The sequence below is a fragment of the Plantibacter sp. VKM Ac-2885 genome, from assembly GCF_015351205.1.
Taxonomy (GTDB): domain Bacteria; phylum Actinomycetota; class Actinomycetes; order Actinomycetales; family Microbacteriaceae; genus Plantibacter; species Plantibacter auratus.
On sequence record NZ_JADKSK010000002.1, the window covers coordinates 695,372 to 720,797 of the forward strand.

Here is a 25,426-nt window from a genome sequence, read left to right on the forward strand (position 1 = left end):
CCGGACTGAGCTATCGCTCGCGGCACACTCGACTAGTCACTGCTGCAGGCCGAGCGCCGCCCGGTACACCTCGCGGTGATCGGTTGCCGTTCCCGCCCAAGCACGGCCGGAGAGATCCGCGGTTCCTGAGCGGCCGGATGCCGATGCAATCGCGTACGCGCGCTCAAGGTCGTGGGCCTCGAGGTCACCCTCATAGGTGATGATCCACTCGTAGCCGAATTCGTCCCGCAGATCTCGGGTGACCGCGTTGTCGGGCACGAGGACGGGGGTGCTGCACGATAGAGCAAGCAGGATCGCCCCTGAGTTGTGAAGCTTGCGATAGGGCAGGACGATGAGTTCAGCATTGCTAATGGCTTCGATGAGCTGGTCGTCAGGGATGTGCCGTAGGTCGGCTGAGATGCGTTCATGAGCAGAGATCGCACGTAGGAGTGATTGATCCTGATCCGACTGGCCTGGATCACCAAGTATCGCCAGCCTCATTTCGCTCGATGCCGGTACCTCGGAGAACGCGCGAACCAGGACATCAACCCCCTTGTACGACCTGATCAGCCCAAAATATAGGACGGTTTTTGAGCTCAGAGACGACACGTTGTCGGGAATGGTGTACCAGTCGCGGTAGTGCCCATGTGGGATCAGGGCCTGTCGCGCGTCGATGGGAACATTCGAGTGTCGGTTGAGCGTGATCCACCAGTCCGTGGTGACGTCGAGCTGGTGCAGGAGTTTCGTCTCCAGCCATGTACCCGGCTCATGAGGATGCAGATTGTGGACCGTGCGAACGATCACCGGATCATGCTTGCTCCGTCGCTTGAGTCGAAGGCGGATGAGGAGCGCCGTGGTGAGCAGCTGGGCCACAGCGCTTCGAGTCCTCGTTCGAGCCCGAACGATCGCCTCCGGCCACTGGACGTGAAAGACGTCGTATCGTCCGAACAGGGCCTCGCGCCATGAGAAGAAGTTGACATCCACGCCGTCGAGTGCGTTGAGGCTTCTGAACAGGAGCGTTGCATATGGATTGTCACGTGGTCCAGGGGGCTTCACCGAGAGGAGGACCCGGATAGAGTCCGCTGATTTTGGGGGTGTCATACCTGCGGTCGGGTCTTGAGTCGCCTTAGTCATGTCGTCAGTCTTTTCGAGGGGAGGTTCGACTGGTCCGAGATACCGTCGGTGAGCAACCAACGGTCAGCTGCAAGTCGGCCATCCATTTTGGGGAGAACAGTAAGCACCTTCGAGCGCGCGCGACGCGTGCGGAGAGCATCACTAATTGCGTCTGCGAACGTTGCCCGGGTTGCATCCGGTGTTAGCGCGCGATGTCCCTGCTCGATCAGCCATCCCGCGATGCCTGTCTCCGTGCTCGCGACGATCTCAGTGCCGACGCTGAGGCCCTCGACGATCGGGAGACCGATCTGCTCTTTCCAGTTGGTGAAGGGTTGCGATAGCAGGACGGCGACGTCAGCATGGCGCTGTGCCTCGAAGATGACGTCACGGGTGGGGTCGATGATGACCGTCGTGCGCGGAGCAGTCTCCGCCCAGTTGAGCACCTCCGCCTCGAGCGGCCCCTTGCCGAGGATCTGCAGTTCGGCGTTCGGCGAGGACGCCAACACGTCCGACCAGCTGTCCATGAGCTGCCGGATGCCCTTCCGCTCGTCGAGTGCACCCACGAACAGCACTTTCGAGGCCGGCTCGTCGCTGTCGACGGTGAGCGCGGACGGGTGGGCCGTCGGCAGGCCCCAGATCAAGGTCGTCTCCGGTGGACGACGCTTCATCCGAGCGCCGAGCAAGGCTTCGTAGTTCGTCTCCGCGTCGGCGGTGCCGAAGACGACGCGAGTCAGCGATCGGTAGCAGAATCCAACCGTCAGACGCAGCAGGGCCCGGGTGACGGCGACTGGCAGATGTGTGCTCGCGGCGACCTTCCGCGGCAGGTCTGCGTTCTCGATCGCGTAGGTCACGAGCTGGGTCGGCTGCCGATGAAGCAGTCGGCCGACGCGCGCCGCCGCCGCGAGAACCAGGTTCTGCGGCAGTGCGCTGGGAGCGTACGGTTCGACGATCTCCAACCTCGAGTAGGTGCCCTTGAGGACCAATGCCGCGATGTGCACGAAGGACGTCTGTTCGACCCGGACACCTGCAGGAGCTCGCGTCACATCGAAGTCGTACATCGGCTTCTGATAGAAGAAGTCGCCCGGGGCGCTGTCGTGCAGCCGCTCGAGGTGCGTCGTTCGCGCGCCGCGGTAATACCGGGCGATGGGTTTCTGGGTCATCGAGGCCAAGCGTCCTTCGTCACACGTTCGAAAGCAGGCTGTTCCGTCTGGCGCAGACCGTCTCGATACGCCGACCAGAGGTCACCAGCGAAGCGGAATCGGCCTGCGGCGACGCGTTTGCCCACACGTAGCGTCGCGCGGATGACGGAGGCAATGAGGAAGTGCCGCTGACGCGCAGCGACACGGCCGAGTCCATACGCCGAGTAGAGCTGGACCCGGTCGCCGGCGATGCTGTGCGACGACGAGACCGCATGAGCGACGGTCGCCTCGGGCGCGATCGCAACCTTGAAACCCGCGGAACGGGCGCGGTAGCTGAACTCCACGTCCTCCCAGTACATGAAAAAGGTCTCGTCCAGCAGGCCGACGGTCTCCAGAAGTCGTCGGGAGACTAGGACGCACGCCCAGGTCACGAAGTCGGGGCTCGTCGACCCCGCTGTCTCGTCGATCCTCAGGGGGAAACCGATGGCCGGGCCGAGCGCCTGGAGCGAGCCGTCCTCATTGAGGATCGCCGGACCGACGATCCCCACATTCACATCGCGTTCGAACGCCGCCAGCATCACGGACAACGCTCCCTCGTGCAGCCGAGCGTCGTTGTTGATGACGAGCACGAAGTCCGCGCCGGCCTCGAGGGCGTAGCGCAAACCGACATTGACTCCAGCGGAGAAGCCGCCGTTCTCCGACCGTTCGAGCAGGACGTGCACGGGAGTGTCCGACGTGTCGAGCGCTTGCCGAAGCGTGCCGTCAGCCTCGTTGTCGACGATGATGATCTGGTTCAGACCGCCGTCCTGTGCGAGCGAGGCTATGCAAGCGGTCGTGTTCGCGGCGTCGCGCCAGTTCAGGACGACCGCGGCAATCGAAGGTTGGGGCGAGGAGACCGCTTCAGGACGATCCATCAACGCTCTCGCAACACGTTCGAGACGATCTCGGCGGTCCGGTCCCAGCTGTACGTCGCCGCCGGCGCTGTGGCATGGGGTCGGTCAGCCAGGGCCGTACGCATCGCGTCGGCCCAGGCCAGGTCGTCGTGTGCGTCACCGACCGGGAACCCCTGGCCGCTCGAAATCTCGGCGATCGACTCGCAGCCCTCCCAGAAGATCACCGGGGTTCCGCACGCGATGCTCTCGACCGCAGGAAGGCCGAACCCTTCGACCAACGACGGGAAGACGGTGGCGACCGCGCCGTGGTAGAGCTCAGCGAGCTCCGGATCGGAGAGTCCGCTCCGCACTTCGACGCGATCGGCGACACCGAGTTCCGCTGCACGACGCTCGGCGCCCTCACGGTCGTTCATGACGACGATGAGCTTCGCTTCGGGAACTCGAGCCAAGGCGCGGAACACCACATCGACGTTCTTGTGCGCCCGCAGGTTGCCGACATAGAGGAAATAGGGAGCGGAGTCTTGAGCAGCTGATGAATCGTCCGGGTGGAACGCCTCCGACAGTCCGTTGCCGGCGTTGACCACTCGGACGCGATCGTCGTCGACCCACTCCTCGATCGCGCGCTTCGACGTCTCCGACACGGTCAGCACCAGTCGGTTCCTACGGATGATCGGGCGCAGGACAGCCGAATAGTGCGCGAGGTACACGGCACGACGATTGGTCGTCGGGTGCAGATGGATCAGGTCGTGGACGGTCACCACCTGTGATGAGCGTGCGAGGAAGCCGTTGTACCCGGGGGAGTAGATCGTCTCGCCGCCGGGTGTCCGGCGCACGCGGAGGAAGTCCTGCGGATCGGACGGCTTGCCGCCGACCTCGAGCGCCGACCACTCGACGCTCAACCGCGGGAGCACTTCGGACGCATAACGACCGATGCCGTGGACGCCGCTCCACCTGGTGTCGGCAAGGATCATGAGGCGAGGGTCCGATCGGTTCCGTCTGCGCGGGCGGATCGACCGACCCAGCCGGTGAGCTTGGTGGCGAAGGCGGCTGAACCGAACAGGGCGTTGACGCGCTCCTGTGCCGGAGCCATGTCGACGAGGAGGGCGCGCTCGACCGCCTCGCGAAGCGTCGCATCATCGAGCGCATCGACGACGACACCGCCGTCGATAGCGAGCACGCTCTCGGACGCGCCACCTTCGGACAACACGAGCGCGGGCGTACCGAGTGCCATCGCCTCGACGGGCATGATGCCGAAGTCCTCGACAGCCGCGAACACGAGGAGCGATGCTGCCTGGTAGAGCGCGAAGAGCAGCTCGTCGCTCGGCCTCGTCATGATGATGACCGGCACCGTCGCTGCGTCTGCGAGTGCTTGCAGCTCGGCGTGCTGCGGCCCAGCGCCCGCGAGCACGACCGGCAGACCGGCGAGTTCGCCGGCGCGGATGGCGACGTCGAGTCGTTTGTAGTCGACGAAGCGTGAGGCGCCGAGGATGTACTCGGATGGCAGCGTCGAGAACAGGTAGGCGTCCTCGGCGCTCAGGCGTTCGGCCCAGGACGGCACGCTCTGGAGGTACTCGACGCGCACCGGCGGATGGATGACCTCGGCTTCGACGCCCCACGAACGTTCCATCCGCTGGCGGATGTAGTCGCTGTTGGCGGCGAACGTCGCGCCGTCCTGCGCGCGCTTGCGGTCGACTCGACGGAGTGCGGGCGCGAGTGCGCGGGCAGCGACGTTACCGCCACGGACGTCCAGCTCGGGGGCCCAGAGGTATCGGGCAGGCGTGTGGACGTACACGAACCGCTGCGGTCCGTCGGCCGGCTGTCGCCCGCCGGCGTGATGCGCGAAGGCGTGCGAGCTGATGAGGACGAAGTCGGCGGCGGAGACGTCGGTCCTGGCCCAGGTGGTCGGCATGAACGGCAGCGCGGCCGCTTTGCTCTTCCGCAGAGGCGTTCGGGCGATCCAGGATTCGCTCACGGTGTGGCCGGGGAAGCGGTCGGGCGCGTTGCTCCACAGGCAGTGGATGTCGGCGTCGGGATAGGCGGCGGCCATCGCATCGACGACGTTCTCGGAGCCGCCGTGCCGCTCGATCCACTCGTGGATGATGAGCCCCGGCATCAGTGCGCTTCCTTGCCCGGAGCCACGACGGCCCGGATCGTCCGCCAGAGGATGATGACGTCACCGGTCAGCGACCAGTTCTCGACGTAGTACAGGTCCAGTCGGATCGCGTCCTCCCAGCTGAGCGCCGAGCGACCGCTGACCTGCCAGAGGCCCGTCATGCCGGGCTGCACGATGAGGCGCCGCTTGGCGGCGGAGTCGTAGAGTGCGACCTCGCCCTCGCGCTGTGGACGCGGGCCGACCAGGCTCATGTCACCGCGGAAGACGTTGATGAGCTGGGGGAACTCGTCGAGCGAGAACTTCCGGAGCGTGGCGCCGACTCGGGTCAAACGTGGGTCGTTCTGCACCTTGAACAACGGGCGGTCGCTGGTGCCCTGCTCTGCGAGCAGCGCGGCGAGCTCGGCGTCGGCGTTCACCCGCATCGAGCGGAACTTCAGCATGTTGAAGGGCTCGCCGTTCAGGCCGATGCGTTCCTGGCGATACAGGACCGGACCGGGGCTGGTGAACTTCACCAGGAGGGCGACCACCAGCAGGATGGGGGAGGCGACGAGCAGGATGAGGCCGGAACCGAGGATGTCGAAGGCGCGCTTGGAGAAGCGCTTGCGACCCTCGTAGCGAGGGGTCTCCACGTGGATGAGTGGAAGGCCGGCTACTGGGCGGGTGTGAATGCGCGGGCCGCCGACGTCGGTGAGGCTCGGCGCGACGATGAGATGCTGGCGCCCCGGTTCGAGACTCCAGCTCAACTCGCGGACACGCACCGGCGTCAACTCGTCCGAGCTGGTGATGATGACCGTATCTGCGCGTGTCACTGCGAGGGCGTCGAGAACTGTGTCAACGGTGCCGGAGACCGGGATACCGGTGTCACCGAGGGTTCCGCCGACCTTGCCCGTCGGAACGCAGGCGCCGACCACTCGATAGCCGGCGTCCGTGTTGCGGGTGAGTTCCTTGGCGATGTGTTCGGCCGAATCAGCCGATCCTACGAGCAGCACCAGCGACGCGTAGCGACCGTGGGCACGCTGCACGGACAGCCACTGGCGCCACATCCACCGTGACAGCAGCAGGACGAGGATCCCAAGGGGGAAGGCCAGCAAGAAGTATCCGCGCGCGAGATCGAGCTTCACGAGGAAGGCGATGATCGCGATGATGCCGAACAGGCGGATACTCGCGTCGGCGATGAGTCGGTACTCCGCATTCCCGCTTCCGACCACTCGGTACTCCCGGGTGCCGAAGATGCGAAGCGTCACGAGCCAGGCGACGATGAGGGTGATCGAGATGACGGTGTAGTTCACGACAACGCGTGTCATGTCGAATCCGACCGAGGTCGTCTCCTGGTCGAAATCGAACCAGAACAGTTGGGTGCCGAAGACGATCCAGATGAGGACGATCGCGTCGGTAACTGCGAGGCGCCGAGCGTAGACCCGGCGCCAATCGCGCACGACAGCGCGAGCTGGGTCGGGGGGAGTGCTCGCAGGCGTCGTTGGCAGCGGCACGGAAGGCTGCGACAGCATGCGGTCTCCGTGGTGGAACACGTAATTACTACGGGTGACGAGGGAAGAGCTTGGTGGTTCGATACGCGGATGTATCGGGACTGCTGCTGAGACTATCGGTGAAGATGCGCAACATCTGTCCTCCTTTTTGCGGGTGACCCCCGGATTGGTGACAAATGTAGGGATAACCCTAGCCCCAGGTGACGCCGCCGTCGCCCGAACGGAGAACGGTGTCGCCGACCCACAACCAGGCTCCAGTCCCGGCGATTGCAAGTGCGGCGGGCGCTGTGACGTCGGCGCCTTCGGCACAACCGACCAGTGATGCGTTCGCGAAGGGAGCAGGGATGCCCGTCGTCGCAAGTGCTCCAAGGCCGTTGCAGCCGGGCACGCCTCTGGCGACGAACATCAGTCGATCTCCTTCGGTGGCGAGGCCATGCACTCCGGCATACGGCGTCGCACCCCACGTTCCCGCGGCGGGATTCCACTCGGCGAGGACGGCGGCGCAGGCGGCCACGGTCCGTGTAGACGTCGAGCTGAGCACGTCCACTGCCGGGCAGGGCAGGCCGACACCCTGACCCGAGACGACGGCTGCGCTATCGTCCGGCGTCAGGTAGCCGACCTCGCCCGGCAACGCGGCATCAGGCGCCCAGGTGTCGCCGGCGTCCTCTGAGGAGAAGCCACCGACCGCGCAAGCGTCGCCGGTGGCTCCGATGATCTCGAGCTCCCCATCCTCGCCGGTCGTGAGGGCGAGCACCTGACGAAGGTCGAACGCGTTCGTCGCCAGTGGAGCCCAGGTTACCCCGGCGTCGACACTCCGCTCGACGACAGCCGACGTGGACGCGCACGCGCCGGCTGTGGCGCGCCATAGCGTCTGGCCATCGATGGTGGTGATGAAACGCTTGCCGTCGACCGCCGTGGCGTCCGTCGGCTCGGCAGAGGCCGCAGGTGACGGCGCCGGCTGGGGCGTCGAGTTGAAGGTGACGAGGGGGCGCGGCGTGCCATCGGCCGTCGGCGCCCGGTTGGCCGTGAGAGCGAGCCCGACGAGGATCACGTCGACGATGAGGAAGAGCGCGAGTCCGACGAGGACGAGGACCCGCTGACTGGAACTCAGCGAGTCCCGCCACCGTGGGCGAGCCGGTGCCGACCGATAGGTGGAACGACCGCGCTTGGTGCTCATCGGCGGTCACCGGACCGCGCCAGGTGCGTGACGATGACCTCGATGAGCGCGTCGATCTGCGTCCCGACCCGTTCGTAGGTTTCGGCGCTGCGCCGGTAGGGGTCCTCGATGTCGTCGTCGTCGGCGTTCGCGGGCGGTGGGACGAGACCGCGTTCCGCGGCCACCTCGGCGACGAACTCCCAGAGATCGGCGGCGGGCTCGGTCTCCGCGACCAGGCGAGCGAACTGCGGAACAGTGAACGTCACTCGTGAGGCGCGGGGGAGGAGACGGGCGACATCACTCCGGTGCTCCCGCGTCGCAGTGAGGATGAGATCCGCGTCCGCGACGATGTCCCGATCCAGCTGCCGTGCGACGTGGCGGCTCGGATCTCCGCCGAAGCGACGGGACTGTTCGACGACCTCTGGCGGCATGGTCAGCCCAGCTTGCATTCCCGTACCCGCGCTCGCCACACGGATGAGGTGGCCACCCGCGGTGACGCCGGCAGCATCGAGCCGTGCCTTCAGGAGCTGTGCACCGAGCGCCGACCGGCAGATGTTCCCGGTGCAGACGAAGAGCACGGAGAACGGACGGGTGACCGCCGTCGTGGCGTCGGTCACGCCTTCACGTCCTCGGTGTACCCGTAACCGGCACCGTAGCCGTAACGTGCGTATCCGTAGGCGTCCGGGCCCTTGGTCGGGACCATCGTCATGACCAGACCGGCGACCGAGGCGTTCACATGGACGAGCGCCTCAAGCGCACCCTTCAGCTGGTTCTTATGGGTCCGGCCGGCAGCGACGACCACCAATGCGCCGCCGGTGTGGCGAGCCAGCAGGGCACCATCCGTGACGGGCAGGAGCGGCGGCGCGTCGATGAGCACGTAGTCGAACTGCTTCTCGAGACCGGAGATGAGCTTCTGCATGACGCTCGAGCCGAGGAGCTCGCTCGGGTTCGGCGGGATCGCGCCGGCAGGGAGGACGGTGAGCGCACCGCGACCCCAGGGCTGCATCGTGTCCTCGAGGGTCGCGCGCCGGATCAGGACATCGCTGAGGCCGACGGCCCCTTCAAGATCGAAGTAGGTGGCGAGTTTCGGTCGACGGAGGTCGGCGTCGATGATGATGACGCGGTGGCCGGCGTCCGACAGGGCAATCGCGAGGTTCGCCGCCGTCGTGCTCTTGCCCTCGCTCTGGATCGATGAGGTGACGACGTAGCTGCGCGGCTGGTCGGTCACATCGAGGAACTGGAGGTTGGTCCGCAGGCTGCGGAAGGATTCGGCGCGCGGGCTCTTCGGATCGGCTTGGACGATCAGTGGGCGCTGCTTCGCCTTCGGGTCGAACGCTATGCCGCCCATGATGGGAATCTCGGTGAGGCCCTCGATGTCGCGCTCGTTGCGGATGCGAGTGTCGAGCGTCTCGCGAAGCACCGCGAAAGCAATGCCGAGAGCAAGCCCGATCAGAACGCCGAGAGCCAGGTTGAGCGGAACGTTCGGGCTGCCCGGTTTGGTCGGTACGTTCGCTTCCTGTACGCGGGTCAGTTTGACGGGACTCGACGCGCCGTCGTCCGTGCTCTCGATCTTCGCGACGACGCCAGTCAGGCTTTCAGCCGTCGTATTGGCGAGTTCAGCAGCAAGGACCGGGTCCTCGCTCGTGGCCGTGATCTGAATGATGGTGGTGTCCGGAGTCGCGACGGCTGAGATCTGGCCTCCTAGCTGGCCAGAGGTCATGTCCAGCTCAAGAGCGGCGATGACGGGCTGCAGCACGATCGGCGTACTCACGAGGTTCACGTAGGTCTTCACCCGCTGCTGCGAGTAGCTGTTGCCCTGAGCCAGTTCGGAGACGCTGTCACTGGACTGCGTCGACACGAACACCTTTGCTGAGGAGCTGTATTCGGGAGTTTTCGCAAGGGAGTACGCGGCTGCAGCGGCGACACCAACCAGTGCGAGCGCGACGATGAGCACCCAGTACTTGCGAAGGACACGGAGATAGTCGGTGAGCTCCACGCGGTGGCTTCCGTTCGATGAGGAGAGCGGTTCACCCTGCTGCCAAGGCGTGCCCCGAACAGGGCGTTGGGAGCCATGCTGCCACAAACCGACGCCTGTTCCCGAGCGACCGTGTCATGTGCGCGGCCGATTGCCGTAGTTTGCTCTCGTGACGATCCCAGACGAGACCACGCCGCACGACGATCAACAGACGGCGCGGACGCGTCTCGTCATCGCAACGATCGGATTCGTCGCGACCGTCGTGATCGCACTGGGGTTCCCAGGTGGTGTGCGGATCGTCGGACCGTTCTCGCCGCTCGGTGGCTACCTGCTCGTGTGGCTTCCACTGGGGTTCGCGCTCCTCATCGTCCTGCTGGTTCCCAGCCTGCGCCCGACGGTTCCGACGGCAGTGCGCTGGAGCATCCGCCCCATCGACCTCCTCTGGGGTGCTGCGGCGGGCCTCCTTCTGCGGATCGTCGTGAGCTCACTCGAGGTCCTCTGTTACGGCGGGCTTCCCGCCACCGCCGGGAACGCCGTCTCGCTCGCGAACACGGACGAGGTGGTGCACGTCGTCGTCGCGTTGCTTTCGGTGATCCTCATCGCGCCGGTAGTCGAGGAGACCTTCTTCCGGGGGCTCGTCCTCCCGTCGACTATCGGGATGCTCCGTGGCGGGCGATGGATAGCGGTCGCGATCAGTGCGTTGCTCTTCGCCGTCCTGCATCTCCTCGCCGTCACCACCGTCGCCCAGGCGATCGTCGTCGGGGTCGGAACCCTGCTCGTCGGGCTGGGCGCGGGAAGCCTCGCGGTCCTGACCGGTCGGCTCGGGCCCGCGATCGTGGCGCATGTCGTGTTCAATGCGTCGATCCTGGCGCTCGGTCTGTCCGCCGTAACCGGCGGCACCGGCGTCGTGATTGAATAACCCCCATGCCGGCACCCGAATCCGACAATCGTCGCTCGCCTTCCTCAAGCCCGTCGCGAACCTCCTCCAGGGGGTCCGGAGGCCGGCGGAGCACGACCGCGCGCTCCCGTGCCCGACGACGGGAGAACGCGGATCCCGAGCGACTGCGTGCTCGACGCCGGAGGACCGCACTCATCGTCTCCGGCGTTCTCGTGCTGTTGTTGGCGGCCGTCGCGTGGATCGGTATACGCGCGTTCCTCGCCAAGGGAGAGCTGGAAGCGGCAGTGCCCCTTGCTCAGCAGGTCCGCGAGCAAGTGCTCGGCGGAGACGCAGCTGCTGCCGGCAAGACCGCTCGTGAGCTCGCATCCCACGCCCGCGAGGCTGCTGCGCTGACGAGTGACCCGATCTGGCGAGCGGCCGAAATCGTGCCGTGGATCGGGCCGAACCTCGCAGCCGTCCGGAACTTGGCGGGTGCGACCGATGAGGTCGCGGTCGGAGCGATCGCCCCGCTCGTGAACCTGTCCGGGTCGCTTCGCCCAGACCTATTCAAGCCCGTTGACGGTGCGGTGCCGTTGCAGCCGATGGTCGATGCTCAGCAGGACGTCCGCTCGGCCGACGATGCTCTCGAGGGCGCGGCCAAGCGCGTCCGAGGGATCGACCAGACCAACCTCATCAGCCAGGTGTCGTCGGCAGTCGACCAGCTCGGACCGGTCCTCACCGAGACCGCCGATACGGTTGATGCGGCGCGACGCGCGATCGACCTGCTGCCGACGATGCTCGGCGCGGACGGTCCGCGCAACTACCTGATCATGTTCCAGAACCCGGCCGAGCCGCGTGCGAGCGGCGGAAATCCGGGTGCTCTGGCCCTGATCGGCACGGACGGGGGCCGCATCTCGCTCCTGCAGCAGGCGACATCAGGCGACTTCCCGCGGTTCCCGGAGCCGGTCTTGCCGCTGTCGACGGAGACCGCAGGGATCTACGGCAACATCACCGGCCGCTTCATCCAGGACGTCACGCTGACACCTCGGTTCGACGTGTCCGCCGAGCTTGCGGCGGAGATGTGGTCCCAACGCTTCGGGACCCGCGTCGATGGCGTGCTCAGCATCGACCCGGTCGCCCTGGGATACCTGCTCGCGGCGACGGGACCGATCGACCTTCCCTCGGGTGATCAGCTCACGACCGAAAATGCGGCCGATTTGCTGCTCAATCAGGTCTATCAGCGTTATCCCGCAGGCGGAGAGCAGGACGCGTTCTTTGCATCAGCGTCGGCTGCGGTCTTCGACCGCATCTCGACCGGCAACTTCGACGCCACGAAGCTGGTGGCGGCACTCGCGAAGTCAGGCGACGAGCGACGCGTTCTGGTGTGGAATGCAGCTGACGCGGAGCAGGTGCTCTTGGCCGGCACCACGTTGACCGACATGCTCCCGACCGAGGAACAGCGGGCCGACGCCTTCGGCGTGTACATCAACGACACGACCGGCAGCAAGATGGGCTACTACCTCGATGTGGAGACTCAGAGCGGTATAGCACAGTGCGGTGCCGGAGGACAGGTCTTGGGTTTGCGTCTGAAGATTACGAACACGGCTCCCGCCGACGCCGCAACCTCGCTGAGTGACTACATCACCGGTGCCGGCATCTATGGCGTCACGCCCGGCAACTTCAACTTCAAGGTCGCGGTCTACTCTCCTCCAGGGGCGTATACCGAGGGAATCCAGCGCGATGGCGCGGATCTCCCGGTGCAGCCTGCACTAGACGGCGACTTCCCGCTCTCTCAGTTCCGGCTCGAGCTGGCGCCCGGTGAAAGCACGACGATCGACGTGGCGGTGTCGACATCCGGCGTGTCGAAACAACCTTTTGTCGTCTCGACCCCCAAACTTCATCTTTCTGAAACACAACAACTGGCGGTTACCTGCAAATTTGCCGTACAGTAATGCGTGTTGTCGGGTTTGAGCCGTTTTCGGGGGGTATCAGCGCCGGCGCAATATTCTTCGTCGCAACACCGCTGGTTGCGACGGTAGCTACAGCTATGCCAGTACTGCACTGATCAACGACCAGTCTCCAAGGGGAACCCACATGCTCAAGAAAATCACCGCGGTCTTCGCGCTGGCCCTCGCTGGCCTGTTCATCGCTCCGGTCGCAGCGAACGCTTCGTACGTTCCCGGCGCCGACATCGTCGTCACCGGCGACGTCACCCCCGGCGGCACCTTCGTCGTGACCTTCACGGACGGCGCGTTCCAGCCGAACGAGGACGTCTCGCTCGCCCTGACCGGTGAGAACGCGACCGGCGCCACGCTCGCAGCCGTCGACACCAAGACGCTCGTCAAGACCGCCTCGGCCACCGGCTCGGTCTCCCTGACCGTCACGCTTCCCACCAACGCGACCGGCACCTACACGGTCACCGGTACCGGTCTCTCCTCGCAGATCATCGGCACCACCACCGTCACGGTGAAGGCTGCTGCTGCAGGTGGTGGCTCCGGCAACGGCGGCCTCGCCGACACCGGTTTCAACACCCCGGCCTTCCTCGTGTGGGGTGCTGCCGGCGCAGTCGTCCTTGGCGCAGCGCTCATCGCGGTCTTCGTGATGATCCGCCGCCAGCGCGCAAGCGTCGCAGCGTAACAAGCTTCTTTGGTCCAAGGACCAATACAGAACGGCCGGTGCACACGTGCACCGGCCGTTCTGTATTGTGGTGTGCCCCACAGAGACATCCGATTCTGCGTGTCCGAGAAAGGTGCCAGAGTCCAACACTGCTTAGGGACGGACCGGTGCTCTCATGCACGATTGGCGCTTGCGGAACATGGTTGCCCTCGCCCGGAAGTCGTGTCTACCCCGCCCTCCAGAGGTCGGACGGGAACGCCCCAAGCAGTCTGTCGCCAGACCAGGTGGTGATCGGATCCCCCGCAGTCGCGAGGGCCTCACTCAGGCTGTCCGCGACGGGGAAGCGGTCTCGGCCCGTCCCGCGGTAGTAGTCCTCGTATTTGAAGAGCGGCTCCGTGCTTGGCTTGATCAGGGTCGCGGGGATGCCAAGGCTTTCTGCGACGATGATGCCGTGGAGCGAAGAGCCGATGACGCGCTCACTGCGAGCGATCCGCTCGAGCACAGTCAGGAGCGGTGCGGTCGGGTCGACCGCATCGGGATGCCGGCGCCACGACGGGAAGTCGTGCAGATTAGGCACAATCGATAGCCCATGCTTCTTGGCTTGCGCCCATTCTCCGACCTCGCCGAACACCTCCGGCGTCAGCAGGCCGGGGTCACCGAATACCTCCGGTACGTCGATGCCACGTTCGATCAGCGCCTTACGCGTCAGCGGGCCGCGAACCGCCCGGACGTCGAGGGACCGAAAGTGGTATTCATCGGCTGTGATCTTGCCGTTCATCCCGCTGCCCCAGACGATGTCCCCATCAGCTGCGAAGTGGAGGATCGATCCGATAGCTACGAGCCGCTTCCCACTTGAGAGCTTCTCGGCTTCTGACAGTCCTCGCTGAGAGATCAAGCGGGACACGATCGCCGGTCCAAGCAGATCTCCGAAATTATTGCGGCGCGGTCCAAACGGAAGACGGTTTCCAAGGCGCCCTCGTATGAGTGGGCTTCGAGGATTCCAATGGACGACCTCGACGCCGCTGATGTTCTCGATTGTCATGTTGTACAGCCTCGGCTATTCGGGAGGGAGGATCCCGCAAGATCAACGATCGACTTGACGGGCTGGTTATACGGTGTCGAATTCTTGCTTCCGGTCGTCAGGTTGCGGGCCGCAGTCGGTGCAGAATCCGCTTCATGATCGGACCGAAGATCTGCCGCAGAACGGTTCGGTTCTCCGGACCGGCGAACCACCAGACGAGCACGGCGTAGATCAGCGACCCAAGCAGACCCAGCGGCACTGCAAAAGCCCAGAAAGCATGGTCGGTCCGCGCCCACGCAGTCTGCTGGAGGAGCGTTACGGCGATGACGACGGGCACCATGGCGGCGACGCACCGGAACACCTGAGCGAGGTATTTCCCCACCGGCAGTCCGATGAGCCGATGGAGGACCCGAATCCGCACGGGCCACGTCACGATCCGCGACCAGCGGGACAACGCTACGCCGACGATCCCGAGGGGGAGGAGCGCGAAGACGAGTGCAACGCCAACGATGTTCTGGAGAATTGCGACCCATAGGGCCACGTCAGCTCTGCCGATGGATAGGAAGGCGCTCCGGTCGAAGTACATCACGGCTCCGAACGCCCATCCGCAAGCGAGAATCCACATGAGTGGCGCTGTGTCCTCCCAACCCGGACCGAACGCGAAGGGAACGATCTGCACAGCGAAGACGGCCACGAGGCCGAAAATTGGCACTCCGATCGCCGCCGACGCGAAGGTCATTTGTAAGAAGATCCGGTTCAGCCGAGGGAGGTCGTCCTGGACTTTCGAGAATGTCGTAAGGGTGACGCGGGACATGACGGTTGTGACGAGCTCGATCAAGATAGTGCCGATGCGCTGCGCAAGGTAGTAGTACCCGAGCACCTCAGTGCTGAAGAACGCCCCAACGATCAGCTTGTCGATGTTCTGCTGAACGGCGTCGAGCAGGCCGATGCCGATGATTCGCAGTCCCATTGACCACATAGAACGGAGGGACGAAAATGAGAACTCGAGACTGGGCCGCCAGGGGGTCGCGGTCCATAGGATCACAACGGAGGCAGCGCTGGTGACCAGGGTCTGAGCGACGAGGGCCCATACGCCGCCTCCGCTGAAAGCGATGACGACTGCGACCGCGGCACCGCACAACGCTCCGCCGACCTGTCGGATCGCGAGCGACTTGAAACCGAACGAGCGCTCGAGCAAGGCAGCTGGCACTTGGGCAAGAGAAGAGACTGGGAGGCTGAGACCGAGTACTCGCAACACATCCACCAGCTGGGGTTCACCGAAGAGACCAGCGAGGAGGGGCGCGGTAAAGAACAGTGCCACGTACAGGATGATGCTGAGTGTGACCGACGTCCAGAACGCCGTTGACGTGTCCTTCTCCCCGAGCTCCTTCTTCTGCACCAGGACGGTGACGAATCCCGATTCCACGAAGACCTGCAGGATGGCAATGACCACCGTGGCCATGGACACTAGGCCGAAGTCAGCAGGTGATAGGAGTCGGGTCAGAACGGCGATGACGGTCAGCGTCAGAACGCGCGAACTCCATCGTTCCAAGATGATCCAGCCGATGGACTGCGTGGCCTTCTTGCGAAGACCGTCGCTCTCACCTTGAGTCATCGCTTCAGGGCGCGGGTGAACCGGCGGACGACGCGGCTCCCCAGTCGTCTGACCTCGTCGAACACTGCGATCGGCCCGAACGCGGACCACAACGTCGACGCCCGACCGCGCGACGGTGCGATGGCGAAGTCCCGCTCCATGCGTGTGTCGAGCGGGCGGGCGAAGCCAGTAAGCGACTTGCCTGAGTGGTTCTCGCCCGTGTCGACGTGGTAAACGGCGCCGGGATAGGAAAGGGGCTCAAGTGCGCGACCATGCTCCCGGTACCAGGATTCGGCGTTCCGGTGAGCTCCCATGATCTGCGAGAGTCGCTCGCCGTAGGCTTCGGCAATGTCTTGCTGGGATGCCTCTTCAGTCAGGTGCTCCGGGACACCATAAGCTTCGAATGGCACGATGAAACATGTGCCGCAGGTGCGGTTGAAGTCGGGCTGTCGGATGTACGCGTTCCGGGCTTGCGAGTACATCCAGCCGTCGCGAATCACCCAGCCGGGGTGGTTGAGGTGTTCGGACACCATCGCTGCCAGATCGCGGTGGACGAAATCGTCAGCGTCGAAGATCATCACGTGTGATGGGTCAAAGGGCATCGCGGCGATCAGCCCCACGCCCAGCTTGGTGCCTTTGTCCCACACGAAGGGCGCTCGAGCGGTCTGGGCACCAGTCGGGGGCGCGGGCGCCGGGAAATCGACCAGTACGAACTTCGTCCGGGCGGGGAGGTCAAAACTGGGGCGCTGGTTGCCCACGATGATAACAACGTAATCCTCTACGGTCTGTTGTGTGACGGACCGCAATGTATCCTGCAGAAGTTGCTCGACCCGCCCATAGTCGACAGAGTTCTGCGGGTGCCGCAGCGTCGTGATGAAAGCCAGCATCAGCGGCCCGTCAACGTCGCGACGAGCGCGCGCGCGACGAGGGTGTCGGTGGCGTAATGAGCGGTGGAAAACTGTCCCGTGTAGTCGTCGAACACCGCGCCGATCTTGCGATAGTTGTTGTCCAGCGCGACATGGTCGATCCCGAGCAAGAGCGCGAGAACGTGTGCGTGCAGGCGATCGACCACGACGAGGTCCGCCGCTGCGTACCAACGAAGTGCTCCGGTTATGTTGATCTCATTGAGCGACGCGATCAAGTGCTGCACAATCCATTGCGGCAGTGTCGGCGTCCAGCCCAGCCGGCGGCGCACACGAACAAGGAACTGGTGAAGCCGCATGGCCCGGCGTGCGACTGAATACCGCACCGCCAACCAGCCCTCGCTGTGCCAGTCGGTGCTCGTAACGCTGACACCCGCGCCCCAGTCCTCGGCGACATCATGCAGGCCTGACATCGCTTCCTTGTCTTGCCGCGCGATGATCAGAAGGTCCTTGCCGCCTGCTGTCCGCTTCAGCGATGCAGGCTCGAACCCGAGCGCCATGTCATAGCAATATGTGGGATTCAGGCTCGGGAGCTGGCGTCCGGCTCGCTCCATGGAGAGCGAGTCGCGGAGGAGAAGCCTGAAGTCCTTATGTGCGCCGATGATCGCGTCGGCCCGAGCGGCGCGCTCGTCTGAGGCGAAGTAGATGGATTGGGACAGCTGTACTAGACGGTAATCAGGCAGATCCTCAACGATCTGTTCACGATGATTCTGGTGACCGGTCCAGAGATCGCCAAAGTTCCCGCCACCGTGAAGGAGCACCACGCCGGACGGCATAGCGCGGCGAAGGGCCACCGGGTCATAGCTCTTGATGTCAGCAACGTATCGCAGCCGAAGCCCCATCCGTCGGAGATATGCCATTTCGCCCGCCCAGATGAGGGAGTCGCCCACATTCGTCTGATTCGGTGCGTCCAGTAGCGCCACGTCGACGCTGCCACCGATCGCATGCCGCAGGGTCGCTTCCGTGGCATCTCTCAGTTTGCCTAGGTAGGCGGAATCGGTGTTACTCCTCGGCACGTTCCCTCTTTCTCGATGTCCTGACACCGCGACGCGCACCCACAGTCGCCCGCGCCCGTGCGGCCTGGCGGATTCGCGAACGCTGCGATCAAGTGTTGGCGAGACGATTCACGACGTGAAGAGGTCGCCCGACGCGAATCATCCTACTGATAACGCAACGAGTGTCGGAGCGATTCGTGCCTCGAAAGGGGGCCCGGACGGGCCTTCATATCCTCGATAACGGCAAGCCCGGTACCGGCACGAGGGCCTCGGATGGCTCTGTCAAACAGGGTCCTGTTCCAGGACAGGCTGTGGAAGCCGGCTCCCGTCGGGTGGAGACCCTACGCGTCGTCGCTCGGGTGGTCGGGGTCTTCCTCCTGGTTGAAGTTCGAGGCGTCGGGGTCGTGACCGACCGCGAGGCCGTCCTCGCTGTTGGGGATGGTCTGGTTCTCGCCCAGGCCGCCCGGCTTCGGCGTTCCCTCGCTGCTGTTCTGGTCGGTGTCGTTCGTGTCGTTCGTCATGGGGACAGGTTAAGAGGTACGCGAGCGCGCGTGTGCAGGCTTGACAGGGTGCCTGGGCGGCGGTTCTTGGCCCTTCGACAGGCTCAGGGACCAAGGGGACCGGCTATCTTGCGGAAAACGGACAGGCCGGGACATACCTCCCTTCCGGGGGACAGGTGACGGGCAATACAGTTCCAGCAGCCTGGGTCCGGTCGTCGGATCCTCCACGACCGAAACGAGCATCATGGCCACGACCACTGGTAGCAAGACCGCCCCCACGCCGATCGTCATCTCCTTCTGGCTGTGGGTCGTCTCCGCCGTCCTCTCCGTCATCTCCGGGGTCACGGCCGCCATGTCGGCCGGAACCGTCGCCGAGGCCGCAGCCGAACAGTCGGCCTCGGGAGGTGTGCTCTCCTCGAGCGTGCTCCTGATCTCGACCGCCGTCGGCGCGTTCATCGTCGGCGCACTGCACGTGCTGTTCGCCTTCTTCATGCTCCGCGGTCGCAACTGGGCTCGGATCGTCCTCACCGTGGTCGGCATCCTCTCCGTCCTCGGTTCGATCACCGGGCTGATCGCCCTCAACCCGCTCTCCTTCATCTTCGTCATCGTGACCATCGTCGCGATCGTCCAGATGTACGTGCCGGCAGCACGCGAGTACTTCGCCGCGAACAAGCGATGAGCGACCACTCCGCTGCACCGGCGGAGACCGCCCCGCGCCCGGGCTCGCGCCAGGAACGGGCCGAAGCTCGCCGCGCCGAGGCGCGCCTACCCTATGCCCCCTCGCCTGACACCAGGTGGGGTGCCCCGACCGCGCTGACGACCTTCGTCGTGATCATCGCGCTCCTCGTCGTCGTCGAACTCGCACGGACCTTCGGCGTCCTGTCCGGCGAGGTCGGCACGATGATCATGTGGATCATCTTCGACGGCGGCATCCTCGTCGCCCTCGCGATCGTCTGCCGCACCTGGGGAAGCGGGTCTTGGGCGAAGGACTTCGGACTCCGCTTCCGCTGGTTCGACGTGTTCATCGGGCTCGGTTCAGCCGTCGGCATCCAGCTGATCGGTGGCATGATCGGCCAGTTCGTCATCGCCCTCACCGGCGAGACGCCGAAGTCGAACATCGCCCCGCCGTCGCCAGAGCTCGTCTGGGTGCTGGTCAACACTGTGTTCGCCACGGCGATCGTCGCGCCGTTCTGTGAAGAACTCCTCTTCCGCGGGCTCCTGCTGCGCGGATTCCGGAACTCGATCCTCCGCGGGCGGACGACGAACGGCGTGCGCCGAGGTGCGGCGACGCCCACGACCGCCCGGCGCCGCACGGCGGCCATCGTCTCGGTGGGAGCGAGCGCGCTGATCTTCGCGATCGTCCACCTCTATGAGGGCTGGGGCAGCCCGGTCACCATGGTCACGCTCGGGCTCACCATCCTCGTGCTCGGCACGGTGAACGGTGTCTACGCCGCGACGACCCGTCGCCTCGGACCGGGCATCTGGACGCACGTGTGGTTCAACACCTTCACGGTCCTGCTGACGCTGGCACGCAGCGGGAGCTGACCCGGGCACCGGTCCCTGGGCGAAACGAGGAGCCCGTGGGCCCTTCGACAGGCTCAGGGACCGGCGGGGGTCGGCTGGTTGGGGGTGTGGGCCCTTCGACAGGCTCAGGGACCGGGTGGGGCTCAGGGACCGGGTGGGAGCTCAGGGACCGAGGGGTCAGGAGGTGGCGGGGCGGACTCGGCGCTCGTAGGCGGCGTCGGCCGCGAGCACCGCACGCACGCGGGCGAGGTCGAACTTCGGCCTGCGATCGAAGTCGTAGATGCCGTTCTGCTCCTGGAACGTGTCGGTGAGCTGCGTGTAGCAGTAGCCGAACATGTTCTCGTCGTCGGTCAGTACCCGGACGAGCCCTGCGAAGCGCTCGTGGAACTCCTCGACCGACGCCACCCGCGCGCCATAGCCCCAGGAGTCACCACCGGTGTCCGCCGCCGCGAGCTTCGCGTTCCACCAGATGCCGCCGAACTCCGACACGAAGAACGGCTGCCCCTCGTACGGCAGGGAGATGGTGCGTCCGTCCTCGAGGTTCGTGAACGGCTCACCGTCCGCGATCCCGCCCTGCTCGACGGCGAACGCCGCCGGGTCCTGCTCGTAGGAGTGCGCGTCCCACACGTCCGTCTCCCGCACCCGGTGCGCGTAGCCCGAGGCGTCGATCACCGGTCGACTCGGGTCGATGAGCTTCGTCGCGAGGAACATGCCCCGCGTGACGTCGTCGAGGACGGTCACCCGGTCGTGCAGCGTCTGGTGCGTCTCATTCAGCGGGCACCAGCCGATGATCGACGGATGGTTGACGTCGCGCTCCAACGCTTCGACCCACTGCGTGATGAACGACGCCGTCGGGCCCTGGTTGTGACCGACCGTGCCCGCGCCGGACACACCCCAATCGCCGAACTCGCCCCACACCAGGTACCCGAGCCGGTCCGCGTGATAGAGGTACCGCTCCTCGAACACCTTCTGGTGGAGCCGCGCACCGTTGAACCCGGCGTCCATCCCGAGCGTGATGTCGGCCACGAGCGCGTCGTCGTCCGGCGCGGTCATGAGCGAGGACGGCCAGTACCCCTGGTCGAGCACGAGCCGCTGGAAGACGTGCTCGCCGTTGATCAGCACCGCGGTGCCGTCGATCGCGACACTGCGCAGCCCCGCGTAGCTCGAGACGCGGTCGGTGACGTCGCCTGCACCATCGCGGATCTCGATGTCGAGGGTATAGAGGAACGGGTCGGCGGGACTCCAGAGCCGCTGCTGGTCCGCCGGGACCTCGAGCCGCACCGACGGTGCCATCGTCGAGCCGAGCTGAGCGGTCTCGCTCGCGACGACGACACCATCGGCGGACAGGGTCACCGTCGCAGTCGCCCCCGCGGCGTTGCGGCTGGGGACGAGCGTGCAGGCGAACCGCCCGGCGTCCGCATCGGGGACCACGGTGAACCGACGCAGGTGCAGCTCGTCGACGGCCTCCACCCAGACCGTCTGCCAGATCCCCGTCGTGCGGGTGTAGTAGCAGTCGGTGTTGCCGTACCAGGTCGCCTGCTTCCCACCGGCCTTCGGCTCGTGGCGGGTGTCACGGGCGCGCACCACGATCTCGATTTCCTGGCCCGGCTCGACCGCGCCGAGCGGCACCCGGATCGGCGTGAAGCCACCCCGATGCCGCATCGCCTCGACCCCGTCGACCCACACGGTCGTGTCGTGGTCGACGGCCCCGAAATGCAGCACGCCGTGCTTCCCCTGCCACGCCGAGGGCACCGTGAACCGCGTGCGGTACCAGACGGCCTCCATGAAATCCGTGTGCTCGACGCCCGATGCGGCCGACTCCGGCGCGAACGGGACGAGGATGCGGTCGGTCAGTTCGCGGCCGAGGAGCCCGCGCTCGAGCCCGCTGTCGCCGGCGTCGATCTCGAACTCCCACAGGCCGTTGAGGTTGACCCAGCCGTCACGGACGAGCTGCGGCCGGGGGTACTCCGGGCGCGGCTGCGGTGTGGAGTCGGCGCGGCCGCTCGGCAGCGGGGCGGGGAAGAGGAGAGGGTGCGTCATGGGTGTCGTTCCGATGCGTCGTGATGGGTGGAGGTGTCGTCGGGGCCCTTCGACAGGCTCAGGGACCGGGGGTGGGGCTCAGGGACCGGGGGTGAGCTCAGGGGCCGAGGGGCTGAGCCTGTCGAAGGGCGGGGGAGTTGCTACCGGGCGTCGTCGACGGCCTTTGTCAGCTCGGCGACGAAGGCCTCGGCGGCTTCCTTGGGGGTGGTCTTGCCGAACTGGACGTCCTGGTTGTAGCGGCCGAGGATCTTCTCGCTGTCGCCACCACCCACGGGCGTGATCGCCGGCGGGGTGCCCGACTCCTCGCGCGCGGCGTCGACGACGCCCGCCACGATGCGGTCCGTCGGCGTCAGGTCGGGGTCGATCGCCTTCTGGAAGTCCGGGTTCGCGGGCATGCCGCGCTCGGTGCCGAACAGCTTCGCGACCTCGGTGTCCGTCGTGAGGAAGTCCACCAGCAACGCCGCCTCAGCGGGGTGCTCGGACTTCGACGAGACCGACCAGTACATCGACGGCTTCAGGTACTGGAACCCTTCGGACGAATCCTCGCTCGCCGGGAACGGCAGCAGGTCGAGCTGGTGGTCGGGTGCAGCGGCCTGGAAGGCGGTGAGCACCGACGACGGCTGGAAGGTCATCGCGACCTTGCCCGTACTCATGTCCATGAGGTCGATCGCCACACCGTTGCCCTCGGCCAGCTGCGAAGCGCTCGGGGCCGCGCCGCTCTCGATCTGGTCGAGCGCGTACTGCCAGTAGCTCTCCACGACCTCGGGCTTCAGGATGACCTTGCCCTCCTTGTCGTAGATGTCATTGCCGTGCTGACGCGCCCAGAGCGTGAGGGTCGGCATGTCGCCGCCGAACGGGGACATGCCGTGGACGGCGCCGCCCGAGGCCTCGGTCACCTGCAGGGCGACCTCGTTGAGGTCGTCCCACGTCCAGGTCGTCGCGTCGGGCAGCTGGATCCCGTACTGCTCGAAGATGGACCGGTTGACCATGAGGCCGACGGTGCCGACGCCGATCGGCACGCCGTACAGCTCGTCCTTGACCTTGCCCTGGTCGAGCACCTCGGCGCTGAGGTCGGAGGTGTCGAGGAACTCGTCGAGTGCACCGAGGTCGGCGAGGGCGCCGCGCTGGGCGTAGGAGGCGAGGTAGAGCTGGTCGAACTGCATGACATCGGGGGCGTCTCCGCCGGCGACCGTCGTGGCGAGCTTGTCCCAGTAGCCGCCCCACTCGGTGGACTGGCCCTTCACGGTGATGTTCGGGTACTTCTCCTGGAAGAGGTCGATGGCCGCGCGGGTGCGCTCGTCGCGGGCCGTGGCACCCCACCAGTTGAAGGTGATGGTGACGTCCTCGTCGCTCAGCGCGGCGTCGCCGTTCCCGCCGCCGACGGCGCAGCCGCTGAGGGCGAGTGCCGAGATGGCGGTTGCGGCTGCGAAGCCGAGGAGGCGGGACCGGGATCGTGGTTGGCGTTGCATGATGCTCCTTTGCATGGGGTGGATCGGTTGGCCCTTCGACAAGCTCAGGGACCTGTTGGGGACTCGGGGACCGGGTTGTGGACTCAGGGACCGGGGGAACGGGTTGTGGCTCAGGCCCCGGGGCTACTTGCCCCCGGTGGTCGCGATGCCCCGCAGGAGGAACCGCTGGCCGAACAGGAATGCGAGGAACACCGGCAGCAGGGTGACGACGCTCATGGCGAAGAGGGCTCCGTAGTCCGATTGCGACTGGGTGTCGACGAACGAGCGGAGGGCGACCGACGAGGTGTACTTGTCGGGGTCGGTCACGAAGATCAGCTGGCCGAAGAAGTCGTTCCACGTCCAGATGAAGGTGAAGATCGCCGTCGTCGCGAGTGCAGGCGTCATGAGCGGGAGCATGATCTGCACGAAGATCCGCAGGTGCCCGGCGCCGTCGATGCGCGCCGCCTCGTCGAGCTCGCGGGGGATGCCGCGGATGAACTGCACCATGAGGAAGATGAAGAACGCGTCCGTCGCGAGGAACTTCGGCACGATGAGCGGCAGGTAGGTGTTGATCCAGTCGAGCTGGGCGAAGATGACGTACTGCGGGATGATCAGCACGTGGATCGGCAGCATCATCGTGAGCAGCATGGCCGCGAACGCGAAGCGCTTGAACCGGAACCGCAGCCGGGCGAAACCGTACGCGGCGAGTGAGCAGGTGAGCAGGTTGCCGATGATCGACCCGACGACCACGATCGCCGAGTTCGCCAGGTAGCTGCCGAACGGCTGCGCCAGAGCGTTCCAGCCGTTCGTGTAGTTCGACGCCTCGAAGGTGTCGAGCACGAGGCCCGGGTTGTCGAAGATGTACCCGTTCGGACGGAGTGAGGACACCACCATCCACAGCACGGGGTAGAGCATCAGCAGCCCGAGCAGGATCAGCAGCGCGTGCTTGCCGATGCTCGAGATCCGCTGTCGGCGCAGGAGCTTGGCGCGTTGTGCGTCGCCCCGCTCGCGACGGGCGGCCGCATCGGGCGAGAGGCCGTCCTCGGACGAGGGGCGGGTCTTGAGATCAGTCATCGTAGAACACCCAATACTTCGAGGCCCAGAAGTTGATGGCCGTGGCGGCGGCGATGATGATGAGCAGGAGCCACGCGATCGCCGACGCGTACCCCATCTGGAAGCTGCCGAAGCCCTTCTGGTACAGGTACAGCGTGATGAACAGCGTCGAGTCGGACGGCCCGCCCGATCCGTTCGACACCACGTAGGCCTGCGTGAACGACTGGAACGCGCCGATGATGCCGAGCACGAGGTTGAAGAAGATGATCGGGCTGAGCAGCGGGAGGGTGATCGACCGGAACTGGGTCCACCGGCCGGCACCGTCCGTCGACGCCGCCTCGTAGTACTGCCGCGGGATCTGCCGGAGGCCCGCGAGGAAGATCACCATCGGCGCGCCGAACGTCCATACGTGCAGGATGATCAGCGTCGACAGCGCGGTGTCGGGTTCCGAGATCCAACCGGGCCCCTGAATGCCGAAGACGGCGAGCAGCGCGTTGACGAGGCCGCTCGAACCGAAGACGAGGCGCCACAGGACGGCGATCGCGACGCTGCCGCCGAGTAGTGACGGCAGGTACAGCACCGACCGGTAGAAGGAGAGCCCGCGCAGGCCGCGATCCAGGAGGACCGCGATCGCCAGGGCGACCATGAGCTGCAACGGCACCGAGACCAGGACGTAGGTGATGGTCACGCCGAGGGACTGGTGCAGGCGGGGGTCCTCGACCATCCGCTGTGCGTTCTCGAGCCCGGTGAAGTTCGGGTTCTGGAGGAGGTTGTAGTCGGTGAACGACAGGTAGAGCGAGACGAGCACGGGCCCGAGCGTGATGACGAGGAAGCCGATGATCCAGGGGCCGAGGAAGAGGAGCGCCGCGCGGTTGTCGCGGAACTCGGAGGCGTCGCGATGCTTCACCGCCCCCTTCGGCGTCCGTAGCGCGCGCAGCTCGTTGAGCGCGCTCATGGGGCGGCTCGGGTGATGGGTGGTG

23 protein-coding genes are annotated in these 25,426 nt (G+C 65.7%); 5 read left to right on the forward strand and 18 right to left on the reverse strand.

Features of this window, described 5'->3' with window-relative positions; all coding sequences use genetic code 11:
• Positions 1-36 precede the first annotated feature (36 nt).
• The 9 genes from ITJ66_RS15825 to ITJ66_RS15865 form a co-directional block, all read right to left on the reverse strand.
• Complete coding sequence (locus ITJ66_RS15825; protein WP_194645217.1) at positions 37-1,113, reverse strand: glycosyltransferase; 1,077 nt, start codon at positions 1,111-1,113, stop codon at positions 37-39.
• A complete protein-coding gene (locus tag ITJ66_RS15830) occupies positions 1,110-2,252 on the reverse strand; it encodes a glycosyltransferase (protein WP_194645218.1) in 1,143 nt (380 codons plus the stop codon). The genes ITJ66_RS15825 and ITJ66_RS15830 overlap by 4 nt, the downstream gene beginning before the upstream one ends.
• Positions 2,249-3,145 carry a glycosyltransferase family 2 protein gene (locus ITJ66_RS15835; RefSeq protein ID WP_194645219.1) on the reverse strand — a complete coding sequence of 299 codons (897 nt, stop codon included), beginning with the start codon at positions 3,143-3,145 and terminating at the stop codon, positions 2,249-2,251. Before ITJ66_RS15835 ends, ITJ66_RS15830 begins: the two co-directional genes overlap by 4 nt.
• A complete protein-coding gene (locus ITJ66_RS15840; RefSeq protein ID WP_194645220.1) occupies positions 3,145-4,095 on the reverse strand; it encodes a glycosyltransferase family 1 protein in 951 nt (316 codons plus the stop codon). The genes ITJ66_RS15835 and ITJ66_RS15840 overlap by 1 nt, the downstream gene beginning before the upstream one ends.
• A complete protein-coding gene (locus ITJ66_RS15845) occupies positions 4,092-5,237 on the reverse strand; it encodes a glycosyltransferase (RefSeq protein ID WP_194645221.1) in 1,146 nt (381 codons plus the stop codon). The genes ITJ66_RS15840 and ITJ66_RS15845 overlap by 4 nt, the downstream gene beginning before the upstream one ends.
• Positions 5,237-6,673, reverse strand: a complete 1,437-nt coding sequence (locus tag ITJ66_RS15850; protein WP_285026170.1) for a sugar transferase — start codon at positions 6,671-6,673, stop codon at positions 5,237-5,239. The genes ITJ66_RS15845 and ITJ66_RS15850 overlap by 1 nt, the downstream gene beginning before the upstream one ends.
• Positions 6,674-6,914: 241 nt before the next feature.
• Complete coding sequence (locus ITJ66_RS15855; protein ID WP_194645223.1) at positions 6,915-7,901, reverse strand: hypothetical protein; 987 nt, start codon at positions 7,899-7,901, stop codon at positions 6,915-6,917.
• Entirely contained in the window at positions 7,898-8,497 is a 600-nt protein-coding gene (locus ITJ66_RS15860; protein ID WP_194645224.1) for a low molecular weight phosphatase family protein, read from the reverse strand. The genes ITJ66_RS15855 and ITJ66_RS15860 overlap by 4 nt, the downstream gene beginning before the upstream one ends.
• The gene (locus ITJ66_RS15865; protein ID WP_194645225.1) at positions 8,494-9,876 is read right to left on the reverse strand and encodes a polysaccharide biosynthesis tyrosine autokinase; all 1,383 of its coding nucleotides are present in this window, start codon (positions 9,874-9,876) and stop codon (positions 8,494-8,496) included. Before ITJ66_RS15865 ends, ITJ66_RS15860 begins: the two co-directional genes overlap by 4 nt.
• 148 nt (positions 9,877-10,024) lie before the next feature.
• Here ITJ66_RS15865 and ITJ66_RS20220 point away from each other — a divergent pair, with 148 nt between their 5' ends.
• The 3 genes from ITJ66_RS20220 to ITJ66_RS15880 all read left to right on the forward strand — a co-directional run bounded on the left by ITJ66_RS20220 (position 10,025) and on the right by ITJ66_RS15880 (position 13,369).
• A complete protein-coding gene (locus tag ITJ66_RS20220) occupies positions 10,025-10,774 on the forward strand; it encodes a type II CAAX endopeptidase family protein (RefSeq protein ID WP_194645226.1) in 750 nt (249 codons plus the stop codon).
• Between the two features lie 191 nt (positions 10,775-10,965).
• Positions 10,966-12,684 carry a DUF4012 domain-containing protein gene (locus ITJ66_RS15875; RefSeq protein WP_194645227.1) on the forward strand — a complete coding sequence of 573 codons (1,719 nt, stop codon included), beginning with the start codon at positions 10,966-10,968 and terminating at the stop codon, positions 12,682-12,684.
• A gap of 142 nt (positions 12,685-12,826) precedes the next feature.
• Positions 12,827-13,369 (forward strand): hypothetical protein, encoded by a 543-nt coding sequence (locus ITJ66_RS15880; RefSeq protein ID WP_194645228.1) that lies wholly within the window; start codon positions 12,827-12,829, stop codon positions 13,367-13,369.
• Positions 13,370-13,574: 205 nt separating this feature from the next.
• Here the strand turns inward: ITJ66_RS15880 and ITJ66_RS15885 are convergent, their stop codons facing one another.
• The 5 genes from ITJ66_RS15885 to ITJ66_RS15905 form a co-directional block, all read right to left on the reverse strand.
• Entirely contained in the window at positions 13,575-14,390 is an 816-nt protein-coding gene (locus ITJ66_RS15885) for a polysaccharide pyruvyl transferase family protein (protein WP_194645229.1), read from the reverse strand.
• A gap of 97 nt (positions 14,391-14,487) precedes the next feature.
• The gene (locus ITJ66_RS15890) at positions 14,488-15,984 is read right to left on the reverse strand and encodes a lipopolysaccharide biosynthesis protein (RefSeq protein ID WP_194645230.1); all 1,497 of its coding nucleotides are present in this window, start codon (positions 15,982-15,984) and stop codon (positions 14,488-14,490) included.
• Complete coding sequence (locus ITJ66_RS15895; protein ID WP_194645231.1) at positions 15,981-16,850, reverse strand: glycosyltransferase family 2 protein; 870 nt, start codon at positions 16,848-16,850, stop codon at positions 15,981-15,983. The genes ITJ66_RS15890 and ITJ66_RS15895 overlap by 4 nt, the downstream gene beginning before the upstream one ends.
• Positions 16,850-17,902, reverse strand: a complete 1,053-nt coding sequence (locus tag ITJ66_RS15900; protein ID WP_194645232.1) for a polysaccharide pyruvyl transferase family protein — start codon at positions 17,900-17,902, stop codon at positions 16,850-16,852. Before ITJ66_RS15900 ends, ITJ66_RS15895 begins: the two co-directional genes overlap by 1 nt.
• Positions 17,903-18,222: 320 nt before the next feature.
• Positions 18,223-18,402, reverse strand: coding sequence for a hypothetical protein (locus ITJ66_RS15905; RefSeq protein ID WP_064296076.1), 180 nt, complete (start codon positions 18,400-18,402; stop codon positions 18,223-18,225).
• A gap of 223 nt (positions 18,403-18,625) precedes the next feature.
• Between ITJ66_RS15905 and ITJ66_RS15910 the strand changes: the two genes are divergently transcribed.
• Both ITJ66_RS15910 and ITJ66_RS15915 read left to right on the forward strand, forming a co-directional pair.
• The gene (locus tag ITJ66_RS15910; RefSeq protein ID WP_194645233.1) at positions 18,626-19,060 is read left to right on the forward strand and encodes a hypothetical protein; all 435 of its coding nucleotides are present in this window, start codon (positions 18,626-18,628) and stop codon (positions 19,058-19,060) included.
• The gene (locus ITJ66_RS15915; protein WP_194645234.1) at positions 19,057-19,926 is read left to right on the forward strand and encodes a type II CAAX prenyl endopeptidase Rce1 family protein; all 870 of its coding nucleotides are present in this window, start codon (positions 19,057-19,059) and stop codon (positions 19,924-19,926) included. The genes ITJ66_RS15910 and ITJ66_RS15915 overlap by 4 nt, the downstream gene beginning before the upstream one ends.
• Positions 19,927-20,082: 156 nt before the next feature.
• Here the strand turns inward: ITJ66_RS15915 and ITJ66_RS15920 are convergent, their stop codons facing one another.
• The 4 genes from ITJ66_RS15920 to ITJ66_RS15935 all read right to left on the reverse strand — a co-directional run bounded on the left by ITJ66_RS15920 (position 20,083) and on the right by ITJ66_RS15935 (position 25,401).
• A complete protein-coding gene (locus ITJ66_RS15920) occupies positions 20,083-21,945 on the reverse strand; it encodes a glycoside hydrolase family 2 protein (protein ID WP_194645235.1) in 1,863 nt (620 codons plus the stop codon).
• A gap of 140 nt (positions 21,946-22,085) precedes the next feature.
• Positions 22,086-23,414, reverse strand: coding sequence for an ABC transporter substrate-binding protein (locus ITJ66_RS15925; protein ID WP_194645236.1), 1,329 nt, complete (start codon positions 23,412-23,414; stop codon positions 22,086-22,088).
• 123 nt (positions 23,415-23,537) lie between these two features.
• Complete coding sequence (locus ITJ66_RS15930; RefSeq protein ID WP_085512504.1) at positions 23,538-24,467, reverse strand: carbohydrate ABC transporter permease; 930 nt, start codon at positions 24,465-24,467, stop codon at positions 23,538-23,540.
• Positions 24,460-25,401, reverse strand: coding sequence for a carbohydrate ABC transporter permease (locus ITJ66_RS15935; RefSeq protein WP_085512502.1), 942 nt, complete (start codon positions 25,399-25,401; stop codon positions 24,460-24,462). Before ITJ66_RS15935 ends, ITJ66_RS15930 begins: the two co-directional genes overlap by 8 nt.
• Positions 25,402-25,426: the final 25 nt, after the last annotated feature.

What these genes read in the sequence shown, in the direction of transcription:
- ITJ66_RS15910 (WP_194645233.1), top strand. Translation starts at nt 18,626, where the DNA reads ATGGCCACGACCACTGGTAGCAAGACCGCCCCCACGCCGATCGTCATC.
- ITJ66_RS15890 (WP_194645230.1), bottom strand. Translation starts at nt 15,984, where the DNA reads ATGACTCAAGGTGAGAGCGACGGTCTTCGCAAGAAGGCCACGCAGTCC.
- ITJ66_RS15835 (WP_194645219.1), bottom strand. Translation starts at nt 3,145, where the DNA reads ATGGATCGTCCTGAAGCGGTCTCCTCGCCCCAACCTTCGATTGCCGCG.
- ITJ66_RS15840 (WP_194645220.1), bottom strand. Translation starts at nt 4,095, where the DNA reads ATGATCCTTGCCGACACCAGGTGGAGCGGCGTCCACGGCATCGGTCGT.
- ITJ66_RS15915 (WP_194645234.1), top strand. Translation starts at nt 19,057, where the DNA reads ATGAGCGACCACTCCGCTGCACCGGCGGAGACCGCCCCGCGCCCGGGC.
- ITJ66_RS15825 (WP_194645217.1), bottom strand. Translation starts at nt 1,113, where the DNA reads ATGACTAAGGCGACTCAAGACCCGACCGCAGGTATGACACCCCCAAAA.
- ITJ66_RS15885 (WP_194645229.1), bottom strand. Translation starts at nt 14,390, where the DNA reads ATGACAATCGAGAACATCAGCGGCGTCGAGGTCGTCCATTGGAATCCT.
- ITJ66_RS15880 (WP_194645228.1), top strand. Translation starts at nt 12,827, where the DNA reads ATGCTCAAGAAAATCACCGCGGTCTTCGCGCTGGCCCTCGCTGGCCTG.
- ITJ66_RS15905 (WP_064296076.1), bottom strand. Translation starts at nt 18,402, where the DNA reads ATGACGAACGACACGAACGACACCGACCAGAACAGCAGCGAGGGAACG.
- ITJ66_RS15925 (WP_194645236.1), bottom strand. Translation starts at nt 23,414, where the DNA reads ATGCAACGCCAACCACGATCCCGGTCCCGCCTCCTCGGCTTCGCAGCC.
- ITJ66_RS15855 (WP_194645223.1), bottom strand. Translation starts at nt 7,901, where the DNA reads ATGAGCACCAAGCGCGGTCGTTCCACCTATCGGTCGGCACCGGCTCGC.
- ITJ66_RS15895 (WP_194645231.1), bottom strand. Translation starts at nt 16,850, where the DNA reads ATGCTGGCTTTCATCACGACGCTGCGGCACCCGCAGAACTCTGTCGAC.
- ITJ66_RS15935 (WP_085512502.1), bottom strand. Translation starts at nt 25,401, where the DNA reads ATGAGCGCGCTCAACGAGCTGCGCGCGCTACGGACGCCGAAGGGGGCG.
- ITJ66_RS15845 (WP_194645221.1), bottom strand. Translation starts at nt 5,237, where the DNA reads ATGCCGGGGCTCATCATCCACGAGTGGATCGAGCGGCACGGCGGCTCC.
- ITJ66_RS15930 (WP_085512504.1), bottom strand. Translation starts at nt 24,467, where the DNA reads ATGACTGATCTCAAGACCCGCCCCTCGTCCGAGGACGGCCTCTCGCCC.
- ITJ66_RS15920 (WP_194645235.1), bottom strand. Translation starts at nt 21,945, where the DNA reads ATGACGCACCCTCTCCTCTTCCCCGCCCCGCTGCCGAGCGGCCGCGCC.
- ITJ66_RS15830 (WP_194645218.1), bottom strand. Translation starts at nt 2,252, where the DNA reads ATGACCCAGAAACCCATCGCCCGGTATTACCGCGGCGCGCGAACGACG.